The organism is Microvirga soli, assembly GCF_016734765.1.
Classification (GTDB): Bacteria; Pseudomonadota; Alphaproteobacteria; order Rhizobiales; family Beijerinckiaceae; genus Microvirga; species Microvirga soli.
Window position 1 is genome coordinate 311,528 of record NZ_JAERQE010000002.1, and the last position, 23,971, is coordinate 335,498.

The following is a 23,971-nucleotide window of genomic DNA, read 5'->3' on the forward strand; positions in this document are numbered from 1 at the left end:
AGTCAGCCGCCGCTTGAAGGAGATGTCTTCTCCTTGCCCTGTTCGGCTTCCGGTGAGCGGCTGACTGTCTCTGCGGGTTCGCGCCTCATATAGACCTTCCAGTCCTTTGTTTCCTTTTCAAGGTCATAATGGTCCGACAGATAGTCCGCATAGATCTGGCGCAAGCCTTCGGCAGTTGAGAATTCGACGGGCCATTTCGGCTCCATCACAACGTGTACATCCTGGAAGAGCGTCTCGGGAGGAAGGTGGTGGTGCTCGTTGATCGTGCGCCCCCAATGATGCCACGTGCTGTCGCCTCGCGGCGGTGCAAGGCCGAGTCCGGCCGAGAACGGACCCACGAAATCGAGAACGTGGACCCGGCCCGCCTCGGGGCCGAGCGCAGAAAGAGCCCGAGCCCCGTCGCCGAGGCTTTCGAGGTAGCGAGAGAAGGCCGGATAGCTATCCTCGGTCCACAACTGCACGAGCCTGACCCGATCGAATTTGGGCAAAGGTACTGGCTGGCCCTGGCTCGTGCTGGCCAGAGCGGCGTGGAGGCCGAGAGTGGCGGCATGGTGAATGCTGCTCGGCAGAACGAGGGCCAGAAGCAGAAGCTGAGTGCCAGCAGCCAGGGCCGGAGCTTTCCTGTCAATTGGTGCCGGAGCCGTTCGCGCCAGAAGCTCCGCCGCGACGGCCGCTCCGGCTGGGAGGATGACGATGCCTCCGGTCTGGAAGTTCTGCATGATCAGCATGAAGCCGGAGCCGGCGCAGAACCCATAAAACAGGAAATCGCGGAAGCTGCGCGTGCGCCAGAGGGCGAAGGCGGCGAACAGGACGAACAAGGTATAGTCGGCCAAGTTCCTGAAGAACATGGCGACGAGTTCATCCATGGATTTGAAGCTGCCGCTGACACCACCTGCCAGAAGGAGGTCATTGAAGTGGGCTTCCGTTGCATCCCAGACGGTTTCGATCAGCAGACCTCCCGCGAGGACCAAGCCGAATGCCCCCAGTGTCCATCGCCGCTGCTGCGAGTCGAGCAGCATCAGGATGAGAAAGCCCAGTGCCACCAACCCGTAGCTGAGCTTCATATACAGCATGAGCAGGGTCAGCGATGCGGCGCAGAAGGCATCGATCAGGCTTTGAAACGAGCGGCGGTGGGCTGGCCTGAGATACATGATCAGGAGGAGGCCGAGAGCCGCCCAGCCGATCCGGTTGTAGAACATACCGAAGGAGAGACCGGCAATGCTCTCGCCCAGATTGATGGGAACGGCTGCGACCAGGATCAGGAAGATGGAAAGAGGCAGGGCAATGGCAGGTCTCAGTCGCGAACTGACGATGTGGGCTGCGGCCAATGCTATCATCAGAACCAGAAGCGCGATTCCTACCGGCATGGCTGCGCCCAGACGCCCGGAGATCCAGTAGCCCAAGGCCGGCACGTAATAGACGAGGGGGCCGAGGGCCGTGTGGAAGTCACGGTTCGGAACCTGTCCTTCGCTGACGCGATGAACACCATCAAGGAAGATGAAGAGGTCGTTCAGGTAGCGTGTCGTAACCGTCTGGCCCGGAAGAGCGAGCAGCAGGGCACAGATCGTCGCCATAGCAAGAACGAGCGCCGCCACGGATGCCGGGCGTATCTTCGAAACATTCATGGTGACATTCCATCCCCAGCCCCAACACGGGATGGCTTTGCATGTTCCACCGACTGTCCGACGCTGCTGAGCACACGCGCTTCGCGGCGCTTGTACACGGTCCACAGGTCGGTCTGGCGGATGGGATCAAATGCCTCTTGGATATAAGCTCCGTAGAGATTGCGCAGTGGGATGCCGTTGATCCCGGCCTTCGGCACCATCAGCACATCGACGTTTCCAAGTAACCGCTCCGGAGGCAGGTGGTGGGCATCATTGATGTTGCGTCCCCAGTGGAGCCAGGCGTAGTCGCCGCGGGAGGGGGGCAGACCAAGGCCTGCCGTAAAGGGATTGGCGAAATCCAGCACCGACACATTCTCGGGCTTCACGGGAAGTTGGCTAAGGAGCTGCGCGCCTTCGCGGACGCTCATGAGATAGTCGGTCATGAAAGTGCGGTCGCCCGGCACCCAAAGTTTGGTCAGCCTCAGCTCACCGAAGCGAGGCAGCCCGAAAGGCTCGCCCGTCCGTGTGACGGCCGCGACGGAATGCACACCAAGCGCCGCAAAGCAGTGAAGGCTCGTCGGCAGGAGAAAGGCGATCAGCAGAAGCGGAGCCCCCTGGGCCAGGACCCCATGGCTTTCATGGCCGGCAAGACGGCGGGAGCGCAACAGGATCTCCGTCGCGACGGCTGCGCCGGCGAACACAGTGATGATCCCCCAGGGTTGAGAGTTCTGGCTCTGAATGATCAGGCCAGGGCCTGCGCAGATCCCGAAGAACAGCAGATCGCGAAGGCTGCGTGTTCGCCACAGCACGAGGACCGTGAAAATGGCGAGGATCGCGTAATCGGCAAGGTGGCGGAGGAACGCCAATGACAGATCGACGATGCCCCGGGGCCCGCTCACCCGGCCTGCGAGCGCGAGATCCTCAAGATGAGAAAGAGAGGATTGCCAGACAGCCTCGATGAGAAGGGCGGAGACGGCAATCAGGCCGAAAGCCCACAAGACCCAGCGACGCTGGCGAGCGTCGAACAGCATGAAGCCGAGAAAAGCGAGAGCAACCAGACCGTAGGTCACTTTGGTGTAGACCATCGCCAGGGCGAGAACCGCCCCGCAGAGAGCGTCGAGCAGATATTGGCGCCCATGTGGCTTCTCAGGCTGGAGATACATGACGAGAAGCAGGCTGAGGGCCGCCCAACCGATCCGGTTGTAGAACATCGCGAAAGACAGTGATGCGATGCTCTCTCCGAGATTCGTGGGAACGGCGACGATCAGGAGCAGGAACAGGCCATAGGGGATTGCCACCACCGGCTGCAGGCGTGAACCGAGAATGTGGATCATCGGCAGGGCAAGCCCGACAGTCATGGCAGCCATGGCTGCTGGCATCGCGCCGCCCACGCTGCCGGAGATCCAGTATCCGAGAGCCGGGACGTAGAACGACAGCGGGCCCAAGGCCGTATGAAAGTCGCGGTTTGGAACCTGACCCGAGGCAATCCGATGAGCGCCGTCGAGAAAGATGAACAGATCGTTGAGGTACGCGGTCGTGATCGTCTGCCCCGGCAGCGCAAGGAGCAATCCGAATGCTGCTGCCGCAATTAGAAGGGTGCTGGAGACCCAGCGCGTCTGCCGCGCGAGACGAGTCGTCATGAACGACCGTCCTGATTCAATGCGGCCTCAGGAATCGAAGAGGCTCGGCGCCGGTACAACTTCCAATGCTCTGTTTCCTCAGCCGTTTCGAATTGCGCTGCGATATAGGGACCGTAGAGAGCCTGAAGCTGTGGCAGCGGTCCTTCTGCAGCATTCGGACTATCGGCAGGTTTCGGCTCCATCACGAACTGCACATCGGCGAGCAGCGTGTCGGCCGGAATATGGTTCGCGCGCCCGAGAGTGCGTTCCCATTGCAGCCATGGTGTATCGCCTTGCGCCGGAGGAGCGTTGAGCGCCATCGAGAACGCGTTTCCTGTATCGAGCACGAAGATCCGGCCCGGCTTCGGATCGAGCCTTGATAGGGCGTCGAATCCATCGCGTAGAACCTCCTGATAGGCGGAGGCCGTATCGTAGTCGTTCCATGTCCAGAGGTTCGCCACCCGAACCTGCTCCAGGTTCGGGAGCGATATGGCGGAACCTGATCTCAGGCTCGCTGCAACCGTGTGAAGGCTGAGCGCTGCCAAGGAATGGATACTGGTGGGCAGCACGACGGCAAGAAAAAGCAGCTTCGCGCCTGCAGCCGTCGACCAACCGCCCGGATCGATGGTTCCTGCCCGGCGATCCTCTGACCGAAGGATCGTTTCCGCAGCAACAGCCGCCGCGCCGTGAAGCATGATGATGCCCCAGGCCTGGAAGTTCTGATTGATGATCAGAAAGCCTGCTACGGCGCAGAAGGCATAGAACAGAAGATCCCGGATGCTGTGGGTGCGGTATAGGGCCATCCCGGCGAAGAGGCCGAGCAGGACATAGTCGCTGAGGTTCACGAGGACGTGGTCCACGATCTGCCCCCAGGTGCCGCGCAGCCCGCCACCTACATCGAAGGCCATCCGCAGATCTGCCAGATGAGCCAGGGACGATTGCCAGACGAGTTCGATGATCAGCGCGGCAAGGATTGTTAATCCCAAGGCAATGGCGGACCAGCGGCGCTGCCGATGGTCGAAAAGCATGAACAGAAGAAAGGCAAGGGCAACAACACCGTAGCTGAGCTTCGTGTAGAGCATCAGCAGAGTGAGGGCAGTTGCGCAGGCCTTATCAAGGATCGCCTGGCGCCGACTGATGCTCAATGGCTGGAGGTACATGACGAGGAGCACGCCCAGCGCAGCCCAGCCGATCCGGTTGTAAAACTTGGCGAAGGACAGGGCGGTGACGCCCTCGCCGAGATTGATAGGCACCGCCACGATCAGGAGCAGGAATACGCCGTAAGGAATGGCAATGAAAGGATGAAGCCGTGAGCTGAGAACATGTGCCATCGGCAGGGCAATCAGAAGCGTGACCAGGGCCATGGCCGTGGGCATTGCGCCGCCGAGGGTTCCCGAAAGAGCATAGCCGGCAGCCGAAAGGTAATAGGCAAATGGACCCAGAGGGGTATGGAAATCCTGGTTCGGCACCTGGCCTGCGGAAACCCGGTAGGCGCCGTCCAGGATGACGAAGAGGTCATTCAAATAATGGGTCGTGACGGTTTGTCCGGGGAGGGCGAGCAGCAGGGCAAAGAGAACTGCGGCAGCCAGCAGAATCGGACCCACCTTCATGGGGCGCTCAGTCCAGAGCCGCATGGTTTTGACCTCCCTGCGTCGAGGGTTAGAGGCGCAAGCGCTTGAAGAAGCGCTCCGGGATGCTTCCCACCGCCATCATAACGGGGCGCCAGATCGGGCGCACATAGATCACATCGCGGCTGCTCTTCTCGGCTGCCGTGAAGATGGCGCGTCCAACCTCGCTGGGCTCCGCGGTCAGGACGGGAGGCAGCTTCATGCCTGCTGTCATCTGCGTGCGCACGAAACCGGGTTTGATGGTGACCACCCGCAGGCCCTTGGGCGCCAAGCGGTTGCGCAGGCCTGACAGGAACGCCGTAAAGCCCGCCTTGGCAGCGCCATAGAGATAGTTGGAGCCGCGACCGCGATCACCTGCCACGGAACTCACGCCTACGAGAGTACCGGATCCGCGTGCCAGGAAGCGCTCGGCGAAGAAGCCGAGCAGGAGTGCCGGACCCTCAAAATTCGTCCGCAGCACAAGGGATGCGTGGGCAGTATCGGCTTGGCCCTTGGCCTGATCGCCCAGTTCGCCGACAACGCACACCACCGTGTCAGGCAGCGTAGGCAGGCTGGTGGCAAAGCTCTCGAAGTCGCCGGTCTCGAGAATGTCGAGCCGGTGCACCGTCACCTCGGCGCCGGTGCGAGCACGGATGTCGTCAGCGTTGCGACGGGCCTCCTCCTCGTTCCGGGCAGCGAGCTGCACGTGCCATCCGGCCTGAGCGTAGTGCAGAGCCGTGGCGCGCCCGATATCGGAGGTGCCGCCGACGAGAAGAAGGATTTTGGAAGGTTCCATCAGATGCCCAGCCGTACAGACAGACGCGAAGAGACTCTGCCAGTCGCACCGATGGCCCGCCGCAGGTCACGGAAGCGGGACAATCCGGGATAACCAGCCTCGAAGGTTGCAGGCGATTGCCTTGCATCCTTGGCTAGATAGAGCCGACCCCCGGCTTCGACCACCAAACGGTCAAGCTCGTCGAGCAGAGGGAAGACATCGTCGCTGACGGGCAGATCGAGGGTCAGGGTGAAGCCCTCAAGCGGGAACGAGAGGTCGCCGTGGCCCGCGCCAAGCTGCTTGAGTACAGCCAGGAATGACGCGCTGCCGTGCTTGGAGATGCGTTCAAGGATGCCGCCCAGGACCGCTTGAGCCTGCGCCGTGGGGATGACGCACTGATACTGAAGGAAGCCACGCCGCCCATAGATCCGATTCCAGCTGCCGATTCCATCGAGGGGAAAGAAATACGGATTCCAATGAACCAGGAAGGGATAGCCGGATTTCACGGCCCCTGCCCGGAAGTACAACTCGTTGAAGGCGGACACTGATAGACGGTTGAGAGTGAAAGCGGGCAGGTCAAGGGGAACGCCCAGGCGTCCAAGCTTGGAGGCTGGATAGGGCTCAGCCCCCGGCTGAAGGGCATCCAGATCCCGTTGGGTGGCATGCTCGGCCGCAAAGATCAGCGAACGACCGAGCGAAGCGCCACGGGCCAGGCAGTCGATCCAGGCCACCGAATAGGTCGCGTTGCTCGTCGTCTGGAGAGCCTGGATGGCGTCGTCGAGATTGCGGGCGACACTGGTCGTCTGGCGCATCCACCCGGTCTCGATAGGGCGGAGCCGGAAGGTGGCGTCGAGGATGGTTCCTGTGAGCCCCATCCCGCTGATCGTAGCGGACAGAAGTTCGGGATTCTCATTGCGTGAGCACGTGACGACGCCACCGTCCGGCAGAGCCAGGGTCAGGCTCTCCACATGGTCGCCAAACCCGCCGTCCCGGTGATGGTTCTTGCCGTGGACATCCGAGGCGATCATGCCGCCGATGGTGACGAACTTGGTGCCCGGCACAACAGGAGGGAAGAAGCCCTTCGGGACCACGATGCCGAGCAGATCGGAGAGCAGGACCCCGGCTTCCACCTGGATGCGGCCTGTCGCCGGATCGAAAGCCCGAATGCGGTCGAGCCCCCGGGCCATGAGGGTCACGCGTTCTCCGATGGCGGCATCGCCATAGGCCCGCCCGTTGCCGCGGGCCACCAGTCCGGTCCGGGAGGCCATCAGGGAAGGGAGGGCGTTGGGGGACGAGGGGCTGAGGGTCTCTGACGGATGGCGGGGGTAGCGTCCCCAACCGGTGAGTTCCGTCATGCCTGCCGCTCCTTGAACACGAAGGTCCGATCCAGAATGAACTTGGCCGCATAGCCAATCGCAAGTCCGAGCACCGCACCGGTATACTTTGCCAGATCCGTCTGCCAGATCATCCAGAAAGCCACCTCGAAACCCCAGAATACCAAGGTGGTCAGGACGCTGAAGGCACCATAAAGGGTGATCTTCTGGACCTCCTGCCGAGGGCTCCCATAGTCATCGTCGAACACCCACTTCTTGTCGAGCACGTATTTGAGGATGAAGCCGGCGGCCGTGCCCATCAAGATGGACAAAGCCAAGGGGGCTATCGGCGCGATCCCGACGACGATCTCCTGGGTGACCAGGTTGACCAGCGTCGCGATGAAGGCGAACACCACATAGCGGACGAACATCATCGACCCCGCTTTGCCCCTAGGGTCCGCGGGAGGCTTCGGCAGGAGCTCGCGCTCTCCAATCACTGACTTGATAGACATAGCTTAGACGGCAGCCACGATCAGGGCGACAGCGGCTGCCACGGTGAGGAGGCTACCCCGATCCTTGAGTGCGAACACCACAGGATCGTCATCCATGATCCGCCGCCCGGCGAGCATCAGTGCCCGCGCGATCCAGAACATCAGCAACGGGCCCACGAGCCAAAGGAGTTGGGGACGCGAATAGAGCTCATTGACGCTGTCGCTCGAGATGTAGAGGGCCAGAATCGTCACGGCGTTGAAGCCGGCCGCCGCAGCCAGGGCCGCCACGATGTCCAAGTCGCTGTTCTTATAGTCGCGGCTGGTGGGGTCGGGCAAGTTGGCGTCCCGGCGTGCCGCCAGTTCCACGTAGCGCTTGATGAGGGCCAGCGACATGAAGATCATCATGCTGAAGGCAATCAGCCACTCCGACACGGCCACGGATATGGCCACGGCACCACCGACTACTCGGACCGAGTAAAGGCCAGCCAGCGTGATCACGTCGACCACCATCATGCGCTTGAGCACGAAGGAATAGGCGGTGGTCAGGGTAAAATAGCCCAGCAACACGCCTAAGAACGACAGCGAAACAGCAGACCCAACAGCCAAGGCTGCGAGAAAGAGAACAGGTATGGCCATGACGCCATGCATCAGCGGGATGGCGCCGCTCGGCAGCGGGCGCTTGCACTTGCTGCGATGCCCCCGGTCGTCCTGCAGATCAACCAGATCGTTCAGGATGTAGATGCTCGATGCGCAGAGCGAGAAGGCGATGAAGGCCAGAACGGCCTGGGTAACGGCCTCCAGCGTGAACAGGTGAGCCGCCAGGAGCGGGAGGAAGATAAGCGCGTTCTTGGCATATTGATGCACGCGCAGCATCTTGGCCCAGGTTCGCCACGTCGGGCGCGCATGGTTCAGATGCTCCGCCTCGGGGCATTGGCGGGCAAGCCTCTTCCTCACCCCGGCAGGGGTGCGGATGGCAATCGATTGGGCGGCCTTTTCCCAGACGGGCAGGTCGGCAGCGTCGTTTCCGACATAATCGAACCCGCGCTCGCCGAAGGCCTCAACGAGCTGCTGGGCTTTCCTGTGGCCGGCCAGATTCGTGGTCTCGTTGGAAGCGAACCATCCGGTGAAGAGGCCAAGATGATCGGCGATGCTCCTCACCAGACGCTCATGGCTGGCGGACGCAAGATAAACCGGGCGTCCGGCCGCTCTGGCCTGACGGATCAGGGACAGGACCTCAGGATCGTAAGGCAACGTTCCCGGATCGAAATCGACAGGTTCGGACAGGCGGTGCTTCAACGCGGCCTTGCCCCGGGAGAGAGCCATCAGCATGTCGACGATGGATTGCGGCCGACGGCCCAATTCCGAGAAGGCGGTCTCGATCAGCAGGTCGGAGGCAATCAGGGTGCCGTCGAGATCCACCACGAGGGGGCGGGACACCTCCTTGGGAGTCTCGATCTCAAGGGTCGTCCAGTGCGCCTCGTCACTCTCATATCGGCGATCGGGCCGCTCATGGGAGCGAAGGCTGCGGGCTCGATGGGGCAAGGTCTGCGATTTGAGTTCAGATTGCACCAAGAGCCCGTGCTCCCATTTTAAAAAGACATCAAAGAACGTGTGTTTACTGATTCTGCCGCCGTGTAGATGGAGCACCGCTGCTCCATGCCAAGCCATTTTTGCTCCTTCCAGCCAACGATCATCGTCGTCTGGCTGATCCGGACTCGTCATTTATGGCTGTCGGGCAGAACTTGACGGCAAACCAACAAACGCGGCTGTAAAAAGTTTCATGAACGGGTTTGCTTCGTTGCCTTGAAGGGCAGATTCCAAGGAGGGGACAGGGGCTCTGTTGAGGTCGAAAAGCGTTAACCATCACCTTTAACTGCGTGGCAAGGATGTTGGGCCAGTGTTTGTCTCAATCCATGAGGAGGATCTGAGATGAACGAATGGTCAGGGCGCAAATGGGAGCCTGTCACCGAGGAGCGCCTGCTCCGGGCGATCGATGTCCTCGTCGACATAGCCAAAGAGCATGGGCCGGCCTTCGATCCTGTTCTGGAAACGGTGAGGCAAGAGCTGCACGATTTTCGCCGTCAGCACTCAGCCGCTGGGCAGGTTGAGCACGAGGCTGGTGCTCTCCTCCGTAAGGCAGGCTAAAGCCTCCTGCCTGGCGGTCTGCCAAGGCCGCTTCATCACAATGTGCGGGAAGCTCGATCAGGCGACCTCTGGCTCGCGCCGCTGCAGCATCAAATCGGCTGCAACTGCTCCTCGCGGACGAGACGTGCGGGTCCATCATGGGTTCCCCGCACGTGATACTGAAAGCCTGCTTGATCCGCTGGAAGGAGACGGGTGACTTCCCATACGTCGTCAGGGCGCGCAATATCGGTGGTCGTCACCATGTTCAGAAAGGCTTCCACCGTGTTGGTGCTTGCAAGCTTGACCAGATGCACCCGGTCTCCGACTTTGAACTTGTGCGACGTCATGGCGCGATCCCCCGCTCGATAATCACCTGAGCAGTAGGAACTAACATAGGTTAGTTTCGTTCCACGCCTCATGATGAACAGCTATTCACACCGCTCCCCCGTCGTTCTGCTGGTTGAAGATGAGCCGCTTGTGCGCATGGCAGCCGCCGACGATCTGCAGGATGCCGGCTTTCATGTTCTTGAAGCTGCCAATGCCGATGTCGCGCTGGCGGTTCTGGAATCGTGCTCCGACGACGTGCAGGTTCTCTTCACGGATATCGATATGCCTGGCTCCATGAACGGACTGGCTCTTGCCGAGAACGTTCAGCAGCGCTGGCCGCACATCTCGCTCCTGATTTCCTCGGCCTACCATCGTCCCGCTCCCGAGGCGCTTCCTGACGACGGGCGGTTCGTGCCAAAACCCTATTGCAGTGACGATGTCGTCCAACAGATTCAAGAACTCGTCACGAACCATTGAACCCGATCTACTTGTCTCAGACCGATTGCCGAACGGGCGGCTTGACCGTGACGGTGATCGCGAAGCGGCGCGTTCCCCCGGGTTGAATGGAAACAAGCCCGGGCTTGCCTGAAAAATCGCCGGTAAAGTCCTGCGGATCCGCATGGCCCTGCCAAGGCTCGATGCAGATGAAGCCTGCCCCTGGCTTGGTCCAGATCCCTAAATGCGGCATGTCAGGAAAGTCGACGCGCAGCCAAGCACTGCCACGGGCACCGTACTCGACGGAACGACTTTCCAGCTGATCGAACACAAAAGCGTCTGCCTTGAAGAGATCGTCGCCCAGAGCGAGGGTTCGGTTCCGTATGGGGCTAGGATCAGCCTGACGGCTGATAAGGCCATCGACAGGCCGACGGATCGGCGCCGTTTCCTCCTGCTCGAACCGGATTTCATGGTCCTCGCGTGGGGCATCGTAGGGCAGCGGCCACCGAAAGGCCGGGTGGAAGCCGAATGATATGGGCATCGCGGAGGAGCCGGTATTTGTCACCGCAGCTGTGATGCTCAAAGCGGCGCCTTCAACTGCATAGGTCACATCAAGTTGGAAGGGAAAAGGATAGCGTTGAAGCGTTGCCTCGCTGGATCGGAGCCGGAGGCGACATTGGAATGGGTTTTCTTCTTCGACCTCGAAGCGGGACGTGCGAGCAAAGCCATGTCTGGGCAACTCGTACTCCAAGCCATTGATATGGATGCGGTCATCTTTCACACGACCGACAATGGGAAACAGCAGCGGAGATCGCCCGGTCCAGAACGCGGGATCTCCATCCCACAACCAATCACGTCCCTGCTCATCCTGAAGGCGAATGAGCTCGGCACCATCGGCCGATATCTCGGCACGCAGTTGTGGACTGGAGATCGTGACGCTCATTCCTCAGCCTACCCTTTCAGGCCCCTGTCTCGGCACGCAGGCGCGGAGAGACAGATGGGGCTGGAGGCAGGATCGGCAAGGCAGGCGGAAGAATGCAAGAAGAAAGCCCAAACTTCCTTCGAACCATCTTTGTAGCGTGTCCTATGACCTGTTTGCCGACTTGTCAGGCCGTGGTCTGACAAGCATAGACTTCCAGCGGCTCACGAGATCCGGAATCTGTGAGGCCGCCATTGGCTTTGCGTATAGGAAGCCTTGGGCATGGTCGCAGCCCAAGTCGCGCAGGCGTCGGGCCTGACCATGTGTCTCCACTCCCTCGGCCGTGACCTGGAGCTGCAGGCTCTTGCCCAGGCTGATAACCGCCGCGACGATGGCTTCATCATCGGAGTCCTGCTCCAGATCCCGCACGAAGCTTCGGTCGATCTTGATATGATCGACAGGAAATTGCTTGAGATGGGTCAAAGATGCATATCCGGTCCCGAAGTCATCCAGCGCGATCTGGATTCCATGATGCCGGAACTGGGCGAGTGCCGAAGACACATTGTCCGAGTTTCTGCCAAGAAGAACGGTTTCGGTGACTTCCACCTCGAAAGATGAGGCTGGCACCCTCAATCGGTCGAGCGTCCGCAGCAGGTTGTCGACAATAGCTGATTGGCTGAACTCAGCTGGCGACAGATTTAGGGCGACCCGGCCAAGCAAAAGATCCTGATCCAGCCAGCTTCGAACATCTGCAGCAACTTTCGCGATCAGCTGCTTGCCGATCGACGCCGCAATGTCATGGTCTTCGAATACTGCGCCGAAGTAGCCTGGGGTGAGAATGCCCTCTGTTGGATGCTGCCACCGTGCCAGAGCCTCAAGGCCGATGATCTCTCCTGTCGTGAGACAGATCTTAGGTTGATAGAAGGGAACGATCTCATCGTTGGAGATAGCCTCACGTATGTCCCGTCCGAGAGAAACGCGTTGCTCGATGACGTTCCGCATCGCAGGAGAGTAGGTGATGACCCGGTTCCGCCCCTGAGACTTGGCTTGGTACATCGCGATGTCCGCGTCCTTGATGAGCTCGGCCGGATTTCCGTCATGATCGGGATAAGCGGCGATGCCGATGCTCACTCGGCTGATCAGCGTCCTTTTCTGGTAGATGAACGGCTGCCGAAGTTTTTCGGCGATCAGTGAGCCGAGCCTCGTCGCGTTCTCCAGCTTCAAGGGATCGACGACGAGAACGGCAAATTCGTCGCCGCCGATTCGCGCCACGGTATCGCATCCGCGTACCATCGTGGATAGGCGACGGGCCGTTTCCTGCAGCAGAGCATCCCCAGCATCATGACCAAGGGTGTCATTGATGTCCTTGAAGTCGTCCAAGTCAATCAGGAGAAGGCTGACACTTGTGCTGTTCTGCCGGGCGCTATCGAGAGCGCTCTCCAGGCGATGCTGAAACAGGGTGCGATTGGGGAGACCTGTCAGCGCATCATGATTGGCTGAGCGCCAGATTTCCCTCTCCGCCTCCTTCTGCTCACTGATATCGAAGGTGACACCCACGATGCGATCAGGACCAGCCTGCTCGCCACGGGCACGCAGCCATCGCGTTTCTCCGCTGGGCAGGACATAGCGGCATTCGATGGAACTGGCTCCATCTGCCCGGATTTCTCCCAGGAATCCTTCGACCTTCTGATGGTCGTCGGGATGGATGCCCGTCATGAAGGTTCCGTCGGTGCCTGGCCTTATTCCAAGCAGCGCGAGCGAGTTCTCGGAGCGGGTGGTCGCCCCCGACTGCGGGTTGAACTCCCACGCGATCATGTGGGCTGCCTTCAGGGCGAGCTGCAGACGCTCCTCGCTTTTCCTCAGCGCCTGTTCCGACTGTTTGCGCTCGTGAATGTCCATCGCAATGCCGAACCATTGCTCGACATTGCCCTGCTCGTTCTTCAAGGGTTGGCCACGCACGATGAACCAGCGGTACATGCCATCCAAGGCGCGGCGCAAGGGCATCTCGATCTCGAAAGATGCGCCTTCGCCGAGGGCTTCATGCCATCTACCGAGGATCTGCTCCCGATAGAGGGGGGCGATGACCGAGATCCAGCTCCCGGTAAGGCCGTTCTCGGAGCGCAGCCCGGTGTACTCGTACCAGAGCTCGTTGCAATAGGTGAAGTTTCCATCCGGAGCGCTGAACCAGACAATCTGTGGGGTGCTCATCGATGCCGGCATGGCATCCACAAGGGTCCGAAGGCGCATCTCGCTTTTCCGAAGACGCTCTTCCGTTGCGCGAAATTCTGTGATGTCCCGTGAGATGCAAAGGAAGCCCTGTGGGGCACGGTCGCGTCCCGTGATGGGAGTCACGACGACATCCCACCACTTTCGGGTTCCTGTCATCGTCGCGCACGGGCCCTGGAAGCGCCCGATTCCGCCCGATTTGACAGCCTCGACAGCCGTGCTGGCGTCCTCGCCGGCGATGGTGCTCCAGATATCCGTCCAGTGTCGGCCCTCAATCGTGCGGAAATCCTCGACGTCCATGGCGCGCATGCCGCCCTGGCTCATGAAGCGGAGACGTCCCTTCAGGTCGAAAACCTTGATGCAGTCATCAGAACTCGCCAAAAGGCGACGGGTGAACTCTTCGTTTTCCGCTGCTGTCTTGCTCGTGCGTTTCAGCTCGAGCTGACACATGACGGCTTGCGCGAGTGTCGAAAGCGCTTCCCCCTGCTGTTTAGTGAGACCTTCAGGTCGCGCGTCATGATCGAGAACGCAGAGCATCCCGAGAGGCAGGCCATCCTTCGTAATGAGCGGAACTCCCGCGTAGAAGGAGACCTCCGGTTCACCTTCGACACGGATTCTATCCTTGAACCTTGGGTCGAGGCTCAAGTCGGAGACGACGAATAGCCCGGGCTGAAGGATGGCATGGTTGCAGACCGAGTTCTCACGAGGTGTCGCTGCGAATTCCAGTCCGATGCTGGCTTTGAACCACTGCCGATGTTCGTCGAGGAAGGAGATACAGGCGATTGGAGTCTCGCAGATCTGAGCCGCTATCTTTGCAAGGTTGTCGAACTCAATTTCCGGCACTGTATCCAGAATGTCGTGGTTACGGAGCGCAGCAAGGCGTTCGACTTCCCTCCAATGAGGCAGATTGCTGTGACCAGAACACTCTTGCATGTAAAAAACTGCCCGTTGGGGAGCATAGGAGCTTTTCAGGAATGTCGGGCTGCAACCGACTCAGCGGAGCGGCATCATGCCTCGAGCAGGTGCTCGATCCGCTGCAATTCTCTGATCCGGGCCAACCGGTAAAATGGCTGTGCGTCATGCCGGCTCTCAGAGAGAACCTGCCATAGTGCTGATGAGTTCTTGTCTGCAATGATCGAAGAATCTTCAACCGAATGGGGTAGTTGCCGCCTCGCGTAAGGTCAAGAAGCCAAGCCGCGACACCACGCTTTAGAGTTAACAGAGGCTTCATGACAGACTTGCCCAATGTAAAGCCTGTAGGCTCCTGTTCTGTCGGCATGATGATCTGTCGTCAGCAAGTGCCCGGAAGGGCTTTTCTCCGCGAACTGCGGGAGCCATTGGCTATGCAATCCGACTTTGGAAGGCTGCTGTCTTCGCCAGTCGCGTAGGTGGTTCTACGTAGCCGCGAATTTCGCAAATTACGTAGTTACATGAAATCATAACGGCTCCTCCAGAAGGCTTGAGAAGGGAGGCTGAGTTCTGTTGTCTGAAAAATATCAGATTTAACAATCCCTTGAGCTTGTCGCTCGTGCGCTTCTGTCGTGAGCGAGCGGGATAATTTACCTGATAAATCTTTGATTAACGTTGGTTAAGGAGCATTAACCATAAGCTAGTAACATCTCCCTTTATTTACGTATTGTCCGACAAGGGGCCAAAATATAGTTTCTGTCTCAGCCGCTCAGCGATGTTGAACACAGTAAATATAACGCGAGTGGAAAGCATATAAATATAAAACGCACTTAATCACTAAGGCGGGGCAGAAGAAATGTATATCGTCGTCGATGACCGGCAGATGGTTACGTCTGGATATGTTGCAAGCTTCAAGCGTGAAGGCATATCCTCCCTTGGCTTATACGCAGATGAGTTCAGCGACTGGCTTGAGACGGCCTCCGATGCCGATCTGGAAGCCGTACAGGGCTTCGTGCTGGGCACCTTCGAAGAGCGGGTTCACTCCGCCGAAAGCATCCGGCGCTACTCGAAGGCCCCAATCATCGCATTGAGCGATGTCCGCTCTCTCGAGGAGACGCTGGAGCTCTTCACCGCGAAATTTGACGATGTCGTCCGTAAGCCCGTTCATGTTCGGGAAATTCTTGCACGGGCCGAAGCCGTATGGCGCCGGGTGAATGCAAGCGCGGGTAAGAAGGTTCAGGATGAGAGCGACAGGCTCAAGGTTTTCTTCGACGGTCGCGACCCGGAGATCGACGGTCTTCCTCTCTCCCTTCCCCGCCGTGAGCGGCACATCCTTGAGTACTTGGTTCGCAAGAAGGGCCACCGACTGACCAAGAAGCAGATCTTCGATGCGGTCTACGGGATCTATAGCGATGATGTCGAAGACAGCGTTGTCGAGGGGCACATCAGCAAGCTGCGCAAGAAGCTGCGGCAGCGCCTCGGTTATGACCCGATCGATGCCAAGCGGTATATCGGTTACTCCTACGTCGGAATCGCGTCGTAGGTCTTGTCACTGCGATGTCTGGCTGCCGGAACTCGTTTCGGCAGTCAGCCTCGTTTCATGACCGTGCAAAACAAAGCCAATCTTCGAACGGCCTTTGAACCTGCTCCTACCCGCTCAATGATCAGTTGTGGCTAGCTGGCAACGAGCCTGTCCAGCGCAGATCATGCTCATCTCCAAACGAGTCCTTGCTTGTGATGTGCGTGGGTGCAGCATTGTACCATGCTTTGGCGGGCAGCTTCCCCGAATTAGATCATGCTAGGATAGCGGGGAGGTGAGCAGCGGGGAGTGCAACATTGATGCTGCTCTTCCGCGCGATTTTTATTTGAAAATCAGTCGATTCAGCATTCATCTCCTGTCTGCGTTAACTCTATTGCAGGAAACGCCGACCTATTCTTCGTCAACGTCATGGCTGCGACCGCAGAGGCGCAAAGCTCAACAGATCGGCACTTCGTCTCATTGCGGTCGAAGCGTTGATCAGGTCCAGCCGCTCAGCCTTGATGGCTGACAAAGTGATGTAGTGAACGAGGCGCACTGGTGGGGCACAATCATGCGGCTGAGAATTTCGCGGGCTGACGTCTGCATGCTGTCAATGCACAGCAGGCGCTCCCGGAATTCCCAATCCTGAGCCGCTACCTGCCCTTCAGTTCCCACGCGTGAACATGAGGTTCAGCGCTTTATTGCCGGCGTGAAGGCCGCAAACTCCCCATTCTGAAGCGCCAGACGACCGGCGCCGTTCAGTTCACATAGTAAGAGTTGAGACACGGCAATGGACGACCTTCTTCTTGAGTTCCTTACGGAGACCAACGAGCACCTCGAAACGGTCGACGTGGAGATGGTTCGTTTCGAGCAGGATCCGAACAACGAAGCGATCCTCAGCAACATCTTCCGCCTGGTTCATACGATCAAAGGGACCTGCGGCTTCCTTGGTCTGCCCCGGCTCGAAGCACTGGCTCACGCAGCCGAGACCCTCATGGGCAAGTTCCGTGATGGGATGGCGGTGACGACCCCTGCCGTTTCGCTGATCCTCAGCACTCTTGATCGCATCAAAGAAATTCTCGGAGAGCTCGAGCGTCAGGGAGCTGAACCAGAAGGATCCGATGGTGATCTCATCGAGCTGCTGGACAGGATGGCATCGCAGGAGCCGCCTGCTCCTGAAGCAGCTCCGCCGCCGAAAGCTCCACAATCAACAGGCGCGGCGATCCATCAAGTGCTCGAGAGGGAGCTGAAGCCAGGTGAGGTTTCTCTCGACGAATTGGAGCGCGCCTTCCAGGAGGCTCCTGGTCCGGAGAAGTCTACGACCGCCGGCACCCTGACTTATCAAGTTCTTGAACGCCCTTTGAAGCCGGGCGAGGTTTCGCTGGATGATCTTGAGCGCGCGTTCCGCGAGGCTCCAGGGCCGGCTCCTCTCGTGATCGATAAGCCGGTCGAGAAAGTATCAAGCGAGAAGCCTGCGGCTCCCGCCTCACCGCCTGCGATTCAGCAGAAGAAGAATGCTGATTCGCCCGAGACCGGGGAGAGCGGTGAAGGCATCTCCGGAAAGGTTCAGACAATCCGCGTCAACGTGGACACCCTCGAACACCTTATGACCATGGTGTCCGAGCTCGTTCTCACCCGGAATCAGCTGCTCGAGATTGCCCGGCGCAGTTCGGAGGACCATGGATATAAGGTTCCGCTGCAGCGCCTGTCTCAGGTCACCGCCGAGTTGCAGGATGGGGTGATGAAGACCCGGATGCAGCCAATCGGAAATGCTTGGCAGAAGCTTCCGCGTGTTGTGCGCGACCTGTCGAACGAGCTCTCGAAGAAGATCGACCTCGTGATGCAGGGTGCGGACACCGAGCTTGATCGTCAGGTTCTGGAGGTCATCAAGGATCCTCTCACGCACATGGTTCGCAACTCGGCGGATCACGGCATCGAGAATCCGGCTGACCGAAAGGCCGCAGGCAAGTCGGAGAAGGGTACGATCCGCCTCAATGCCTATCACGAAGGCGGATCGATCACGATCGAGATTGCCGACGATGGAAAGGGATTGAACTTCGCCGCCATCAGGAAGAAGGCCGGTGAGCGTGGGATCGCAAGCGACGCCGAACTGGAGCGCATGAGCGATGCTCAGGTAGCAAAGTTCATCTTCCATCCCGGTTTCTCCACGGCCGCAAAGGTCACATCCGTCTCAGGCCGCGGCGTCGGCATGGATGTGGTCAAAACCAACATCGAGCTGATCGGCGGAACAGTCGATATCCGCTCCGAGCAGGGCCGCGGAACGACCTTTACGATCAAGATCCCGCTGACACTGGCCATTGTGGCCGCACTGATCGTCTCCTCCAAGGATCAGCGCTTCGCCATCCCGCAAATCGCGGTCTCGGAGCTCGTCCGGGTATCGCCAACCTCTGAGCATTCCATTGAGCGCATCAACGGAACGCCGATCCTGCGTCTGCGCGATCGTCTGCTGCCAATCGTGCCCCTGTCGAAGGTCATGGGGCTGTCCGGGAATGAGGACGCCAATCACGGCTTCGTGGTGGTGACGCAGGTTGCCCATCAGCGCTTCGGCATCCTCGTCGATGGTGTCTTCCATACCGAGGAAATTGTGGTCAAGCCGATGTCCACGAAGCTGAGGCATATCCAGCTCTTCTCGGGCAACACCATCCTGGGCGACGGCGCCGTCGTGCTGATCATTGATCCCAACGGGCTCGCCCGCATGGTCGGCTCGGAGTCGGATCGTAACGAATTCCAAAGCGATGCAAGTGCCGAGCAGGCGGTTGTTGCAGCAGACGAGATGACCAGCCTGCTGGTCTTCCGCGGCGGGAGCGAGAGCCTGAAGGCTGTGCCGCTTTCCCTGGTGACGCGCCTTGAGGAGATCGAAGCGTCGACGATCGAGTGGTCGAGCGGGCGCCCTGTTGTCCAATATCGCGGACGCCTGATGCCGCTGGTCTCCTGTGACGAAGAACTAACGATCAAGCGTGAGGGGATGCAGTCGCTGCTGGTGTTCTCGGATGGCGACGTATCGATGGGTCTGGCAGTCGCCGAGATCGTCGACATCGTGGAGGACAAGCTGGATATCGAACTTCTCGCCGAGCGCTCCGATCTCGTCGGCTCTGCCGTCGTCAGAGGGCGCACGACCGAGATCGTCAATGTGGCGCACTATCTGCCGATGGTCCTCGAGACATGGTCCCGCAAGGAACGAAAGGGCGGGTCGGAGCGCTCACTGCTCCTCGTCGACAGCTCGACTTTCTTCCGAGATATGCTTGTGCCCGTTCTGAAGGCGTCCGGATATCGCGTTCAGACCGCTTCCACAGCACAAGAGGCAGTCCGCCTGCTCTCCAACGGACTGCATATCGACGTGGTGGTAACGGATCTCGAACTTTCAGGGCATTCCGGCTTCGCCCTGGTTGCTTCGTTGCGGGCTGATCCGCACCACAGCACGACGCCTGTGATCGGCCTGACCGTCAAGCCCGATCCGCAGCAGATTGCCTTGGCAAGAAAGCTGCACATTTCCGAGATCGTCTCGAAAATCGACCGCAGAGGCCTGCTCTCCGCCCTCGCGGAGCTCAATGGAACGCTCGAAGAGGCTGCCTGATCATGAAGCTCGTAGATTCAACCCCTTCGGGGAACGTTAAAGCAGCCTCCAGGCAAATGGAGTTTGTGACGGTCACGGTGGCCGGACAGTTGCTGGGATTGCCGATCAGCCGTGTGCACGACGTTTTTGTTGTGAGCGAGATGACAACCGTTCCTCTCGCGCCAGGAGAGATCGCAGGTCTCTTGAACCTCCGGGGTCGGGTCGTGACAGCTGTGTCACTGCGCCGCCGTCTTGGGTTGGGCGACATCCCTGATGCCGGGCGCCGCATGGCCGTTGGCCTTGAGAACCAAGGCGAGGCCTATGGACTGCTCGTGGATGACGTCGGTGAGGTTCTCAAGCTGAATCCGGATGAGATGCAACCGAACCCGGTTCATATGGATCGCGGCTGGGTGGGGTTGTCACAGGGTGTCCACCAGCTGCGTGACCAATTGCTGATCGTACTCGATGTCGATGCCGTTCTTGCCTTCGAGACGGAGCGGGAGGCTGCCTAAGCCCTGCTCGTTGAATGCATGTGTGTCAGTTTATGTAATCAGAATACAGGAAGTTTGCCGTGAGCCTTGACCTTTCCACCCCAGTTCTCATCGTTGACGATTATCAGACGATGCTGCGCATCATCCGCAACCTGCTGAAGCAGATCGGCTTCAACGACGTCGACGAGGCGAAGGATGGCTCGGAGGCTCTGGGCAAGCTCAAGGAGAAGAAGTACGGGCTGGTGATCTCCGACTGGAACATGGCGCCCATGACCGGCTTCGAGCTGTTGCAGCAGGTGCGCGCCGATGCGGAGCTGGGCAGCCTGCCCTTCATCATGATCACCGCCGAGGCCAAGACCGAGAACGTGGTTGCGGCCAAGCAGGCTGGCGTCAACAACTACATCGTCAAGCCCTTCAATGCGGACACCCTTCGTTCAAAAATCAGCGCTGTCTTTGGTGCATGAGCAGAACGAGAGCGAGATCATGATTCATAGAAAGAGTTATCGCATCGAAGCGAACTTGGGCGTTGTTTCTCAGGACGAGGGAGTTCTGGACCGTCATTCCGAAGTCATGGGCATGCTGGCGGCAATCAAGGAGTCGATCGTTCCTGCAAAGGAGATCTCGAACTCTCTGCTGGAGGAGCATCGCCGTGACATGCAGGAGGCTCTCCGCCTGAAGTCGGAGCTTGATTCGATTTACGAAGCGATCGAACGCACGAAGAGAGAGATCGCCACACTGAAGTATGCCGGTGCTCAGGGAAAAGAGATCACCCGGGTTACGGACGAACTCGGTGCTATCGTCACTGGGACGGAAACAGCGACCAATTCGATCCTGGCAGCGGCGGAAAGGATCGACGATCTTTCCAGCAACCTCTCGTCCAGACTGGTTGGAAGCGATCAGGATATCGCTCGTGAGATCCTCGATCACGTGATCAGTATCTTCGAGGCGTGCAATTTCCAGGATATTACTGGCCAGCGTATCAGCAAGGTCGTCGGTGCGATGAAGTTCGTCGAGGAACGTGTTCATCACATGATGGAAATCTGGGGTGGCATGGAAAGCTTCAAGGATATCGAGACTATCGATGATCCGAAACGTCAGGGGGAGAAGGCGCTTCTGAATGGACCTGCCTTGGCTTACGACAACGGAGTGACGTCTCAGGACGCTATTGATGCGTTGTTCAACTAGCCTGATCAAGCGCAAGTTAGAGTTATAGGTGTTCATGTGCCCAGCCTTTGAAGGCTGGGCATTTCTTTGCGTAGGGGAGGCTTTCTGCAAGGCCTAACTGAGCAAGCTTTGCACCTGCTGCGAGGCAATGAGTGTCATAAGCCTCTTCAAACCCTCTTCCGTTACTGCGAGAACCACGCCGCCGCACACGTCAGACGCACCGCTGAAGCCATAGCTCAGCACATTGCCAGGTCTGAGACCGCCGGTGCCAGCGGAAAGGTAGCCCTGCATGGAACCGGCTCGACCCTTGTAGCCATTCTGGACCTTGAGACCTGTAAATTGTCCTGCAATGGGATGAGGGACGATCCGAAGTCTATCCCGTTTGTGAAAGGCTAGCGCGAGCCGGTTGTTGGCAAGAGCAACTGCAATAGTGTCTTCAAAGTGAAGAAAGGCCTCAAAACTGACAGCGTCTCGTGTTGCTCGGAAATGATCAAAAACGGCAATCGCGTTCATGTCGTCCAGGCACACGAAAATGCGCGAATGAGTATAGCCCGGGCCATGCACGTTCGTGCCTAGCCGAACGGCATGAGCTTTCTCGAGCGACAGCCTTGACTCCATCCAGCCGAAGCCTGCGCCCTGCTCGCGGGCGTCTGGGATTGCCACGTTATGGGCACGAGCTGAGAGCAGATACTGGCGTGCTGGACCGGTCTCCATGCCCGCTGATCCACCCGGATCCGTAATCCACCTTACCCCGCGAGCAGAGTAAACGAAGGAGGTGCAATCATAGTGCCCGCTCTCATGACGCTGCTCGTTGAGTGAAGCGCAGAGATAGCCCCAGTCCGGCTTCTGCACGTAGTTTCGAAAAGCAATGAGACCTGCATGTTCTTCTGTTTGGAGCCTTGTGCCCAAGGGGTACGCCAGCTCCTCTGCGAGTTCCCGATCTGAAAGAAGATATCGTCCATATCCGGAGATGAGGCGTCGAAGCCATGAGGCATGATGGAGGCCGGATGGTGTGTCCCCAAACGGAGCAAGCATACCGACTGGGTCTGTTACCGCCACAAGGGCTTTAAGGCTGCCTTTCAAGCGAACGTTGAGAAGTGAGCTGAGATCCTCGGCATCACGGTGATCCTTGAGGTGCTGCGCCAGGATCAAGCCGATGGAAATCACCTCCAGCCGGTAATGTTGTGATTGCTCTATCGAGGATCCATTCGGCCCGAGGAGATGGTCGAAGCCGTTGCGCAGGTGAGCAAGAGCCACGGATCTCCAGTAGGGGGAGAGATGAAAATTCGGCATCCCTATCGAAGCGCTCAGAAGAGCGCAGGCAATCCGTACCTGCAGAATCGAATGAAGAAAAATATTCTGGCTCAGAATCTCGGAAAGCGCGAAGCCGTGCTGAATGACCTCCTCAGTAAGGGCGCGCAGCTTGTCAATCGGTCTCTTTTTGAGCGAGGCTGCGGCCATGATAAGCCGCAACAGAACTTCCATGCGTACGGCAACCGATGCCGGATAGGCGCTCAGCGCGTCCTTGGGCTGACCCCTTGCATTGGCACGTGACCAAGAGATGGCGAGATCGACAGCCCTAAGCACTCCATTAGCTTCACTGTCGCGAACAAGATTTAGGAGCCAGGACAGGGATTGATATTCCATACGCCAAGCAGGTGACTGATAAGGATCTTCAGTCCAATCCGGCGTTGAGGGCAAGGGCCACGCTTGGAAGCTGCCGAGAGTAAGTTGGTTCTCGACAAGCGTTGTCGGTTGACCTTGCTGAACCGCCTGCAGCTTATCGTGCATGGTCGGTGCCGCTGCCAGTGCCTGATGATCAATAAGACTGTCAATCAGCTCGTTGTCCCGAGTTACAGCCCCGGAAGCTGAGGATTGCTGAAGACGTCTGAAGGCTTCACCTACGATGCTGGAATAATCAGAGCTTCCTTCACTGAGAAGACTTTCCAACAGGAGATCGTCGCTCAAAGACGTCTCAAGTGGTGTCACAAGGCTGATCTCTGCCTGTTCACGCAAGACCTGAAAACCAAGATCGACTGTTGCCGCCTGCTCCGGTGGGATTAGTTCCAGCGTGAACCGCCTCGTTTGCCGATTGATCGGAATGTCGATGTAGGCTCCGATTGCAGGTGAGGTCGCCAGATCGTCCGGAGAGGCGACGATTTCTCCATGCCTGTTGCGAAAGACGACGCGCGCTAGAGCTCCTTCGGCACCTGCATTCCAGTTGATCAGCTGACCCCGAACGAAAAGCACCTTGGCCGCAACGACTCCATAGGTAAGCCATGCCGGTTCAGTCTTCAGCCAAATCCAGGAGCGGCGTGGGTCATTCGGCGTCCGAGAGGGGGGCACATGCTCCAGCTCTGCTTGAGCATCGTCGCTCGTATTCTGGCCGACCTGCTGAAGCGTCGGGTCGATGATCGTGAAGGGATGGGAGTTGCGCCAGCTGCGGAAGGTAACCGAGATATGCTTTGCCGGAGCAGGAATCAGAAACGTGAATTGAACCTTCGCTGCGTGCGTCTGGTCGCTGCTCGGATCATAGTAATCCGGCCCAGCAATGTGACAGTTGTGAGGATCGATTTGAGCCCTGGTCAAACCCGGAACATAGGCGAAATCGATGCTCGACCCATCCTCGGTCAGAAAGTCGATGCCAGCGACTGCGAAATCATGCGCTGCCCGGCTCTTCTCCTCAGGGTGCCAGCAAATCTGGAAGGTCAACTCACACCAGGCATCCTGGGTAAGGTTTTTGAAGTCGAGGGTGGCGCGCGACCATCGGTTCTGATTGGAAACGATGAACTGCCGGATGCCGGGTTCTTCATGAGTTGTCTCGTCGCCGCGTTCCCGGGGCACTGGGAGGATCTGTCTGACATCGGGCATCGA

18 protein-coding genes are annotated in these 23,971 nt (G+C 58.8%); 7 read left to right on the forward strand and 11 right to left on the reverse strand.

The genetic code is table 11. From position 1 onward, the window contains the following. Positions 1 to 2 precede the first annotated feature (2 nt). The 7 genes from JKL45_RS03270 to JKL45_RS03300 all read right to left on the reverse strand — a co-directional run bounded on the left by JKL45_RS03270 (position 3) and on the right by JKL45_RS03300 (position 8,978). Positions 3 to 1,625 (reverse strand): hypothetical protein, encoded by a 1,623-nt coding sequence (locus JKL45_RS03270; protein ID WP_201859671.1) that lies wholly within the window; start codon positions 1,623 to 1,625, stop codon positions 3 to 5. Continuing rightward, positions 1,622 to 3,244 carry a hypothetical protein gene (locus JKL45_RS03275; protein ID WP_201859672.1) on the reverse strand — a complete coding sequence of 541 codons (1,623 nt, stop codon included), beginning with the start codon at positions 3,242 to 3,244 and terminating at the stop codon, positions 1,622 to 1,624. Before JKL45_RS03275 ends, JKL45_RS03270 begins: the two co-directional genes overlap by 4 nt. After that, positions 3,241 to 4,857, reverse strand: a complete 1,617-nt coding sequence (locus tag JKL45_RS03280; protein ID WP_201859673.1) for a hypothetical protein — start codon at positions 4,855 to 4,857, stop codon at positions 3,241 to 3,243. Before JKL45_RS03280 ends, JKL45_RS03275 begins: the two co-directional genes overlap by 4 nt. Positions 4,858 to 4,882: 25 nt before the next feature. Next, on the reverse strand, positions 4,883 to 5,626 hold the full coding sequence (locus JKL45_RS03285) for an SDR family oxidoreductase (protein ID WP_201859674.1): 744 nt from the start codon (positions 5,624 to 5,626) through the stop codon (positions 4,883 to 4,885). Next, complete coding sequence (locus JKL45_RS03290; protein ID WP_201859675.1) at positions 5,626 to 6,960, reverse strand: FAD-binding oxidoreductase; 1,335 nt, start codon at positions 6,958 to 6,960, stop codon at positions 5,626 to 5,628. The genes JKL45_RS03285 and JKL45_RS03290 overlap by 1 nt, the downstream gene beginning before the upstream one ends. Beyond that, entirely contained in the window at positions 6,957 to 7,352 is a 396-nt protein-coding gene (locus JKL45_RS03295; RefSeq protein WP_201859676.1) for a GtrA family protein, read from the reverse strand. Before JKL45_RS03295 ends, JKL45_RS03290 begins: the two co-directional genes overlap by 4 nt. 81 nt (positions 7,353 to 7,433) lie before the next feature. Then, positions 7,434 to 8,978, reverse strand: coding sequence for a UbiA family prenyltransferase (locus JKL45_RS03300; protein ID WP_376770998.1), 1,545 nt, complete (start codon positions 8,976 to 8,978; stop codon positions 7,434 to 7,436). 360 nt (positions 8,979 to 9,338) lie between these two features. On the opposite strand from JKL45_RS03300, the gene JKL45_RS03305 reads away from it, so the two are divergent. Beyond that, on the forward strand, positions 9,339 to 9,554 hold the full coding sequence (locus tag JKL45_RS03305; protein WP_201859678.1) for a hypothetical protein: 216 nt from the start codon (positions 9,339 to 9,341) through the stop codon (positions 9,552 to 9,554). Positions 9,555 to 9,643: 89 nt separating this feature from the next. On the opposite strand, the gene JKL45_RS03310 is transcribed toward JKL45_RS03305, so the two are convergent. Then, positions 9,644 to 9,880, reverse strand: coding sequence for a hypothetical protein (locus JKL45_RS03310; RefSeq protein ID WP_201859679.1), 237 nt, complete (start codon positions 9,878 to 9,880; stop codon positions 9,644 to 9,646). Between the two features lie 70 nt (positions 9,881 to 9,950). On the opposite strand from JKL45_RS03310, the gene JKL45_RS03315 reads away from it, so the two are divergent. Then, positions 9,951 to 10,337, forward strand: coding sequence for a response regulator (locus JKL45_RS03315; protein WP_201859680.1), 387 nt, complete (start codon positions 9,951 to 9,953; stop codon positions 10,335 to 10,337). Between the two features lie 16 nt (positions 10,338 to 10,353). Here JKL45_RS03315 and JKL45_RS03320 read toward each other — a convergent pair whose 3' ends face one another. Then, positions 10,354 to 11,238 carry an aldose 1-epimerase family protein gene (locus tag JKL45_RS03320; protein ID WP_201859681.1) on the reverse strand — a complete coding sequence of 295 codons (885 nt, stop codon included), beginning with the start codon at positions 11,236 to 11,238 and terminating at the stop codon, positions 10,354 to 10,356. 141 nt (positions 11,239 to 11,379) lie between these two features. Further along, positions 11,380 to 14,283, reverse strand: coding sequence for a bifunctional diguanylate cyclase/phosphodiesterase (locus tag JKL45_RS03325; RefSeq protein ID WP_201859682.1), 2,904 nt, complete (start codon positions 14,281 to 14,283; stop codon positions 11,380 to 11,382). A gap of 922 nt (positions 14,284 to 15,205) precedes the next feature. On the opposite strand from JKL45_RS03325, the gene JKL45_RS03330 reads away from it, so the two are divergent. The 5 genes from JKL45_RS03330 (at position 15,206) to JKL45_RS03350 (ending at position 21,118) form a co-directional block, all read left to right on the forward strand. Then, a complete protein-coding gene (locus JKL45_RS03330) occupies positions 15,206 to 15,892 on the forward strand; it encodes a response regulator transcription factor (protein ID WP_201859683.1) in 687 nt (228 codons plus the stop codon). Positions 15,893 to 16,658: 766 nt separating this feature from the next. After that, positions 16,659 to 19,463 (forward strand): hybrid sensor histidine kinase/response regulator, encoded by a 2,805-nt coding sequence (locus JKL45_RS03335; protein ID WP_201859684.1) that lies wholly within the window; start codon positions 16,659 to 16,661, stop codon positions 19,461 to 19,463. Positions 19,464 to 19,465: 2 nt separating this feature from the next. After that, positions 19,466 to 19,954 (forward strand): chemotaxis protein CheW, encoded by a 489-nt coding sequence (locus tag JKL45_RS03340; RefSeq protein WP_201859685.1) that lies wholly within the window; start codon positions 19,466 to 19,468, stop codon positions 19,952 to 19,954. A 59-nt stretch (positions 19,955 to 20,013) separates the two neighbouring features. After that, entirely contained in the window at positions 20,014 to 20,397 is a 384-nt protein-coding gene (locus tag JKL45_RS03345) for a response regulator (protein ID WP_036358805.1), read from the forward strand. 19 nt (positions 20,398 to 20,416) lie between these two features. After that, positions 20,417 to 21,118 carry a protein phosphatase CheZ gene (locus JKL45_RS03350; RefSeq protein ID WP_201859686.1) on the forward strand — a complete coding sequence of 234 codons (702 nt, stop codon included), beginning with the start codon at positions 20,417 to 20,419 and terminating at the stop codon, positions 21,116 to 21,118. A 93-nt stretch (positions 21,119 to 21,211) separates the two neighbouring features. Here JKL45_RS03350 and JKL45_RS03355 read toward each other — a convergent pair whose 3' ends face one another. Next, positions 21,212 to 23,968 (reverse strand): heparinase II/III domain-containing protein, encoded by a 2,757-nt coding sequence (locus JKL45_RS03355; protein WP_201859687.1) that lies wholly within the window; start codon positions 23,966 to 23,968, stop codon positions 21,212 to 21,214. Positions 23,969 to 23,971 lie beyond the last annotated feature (3 nt).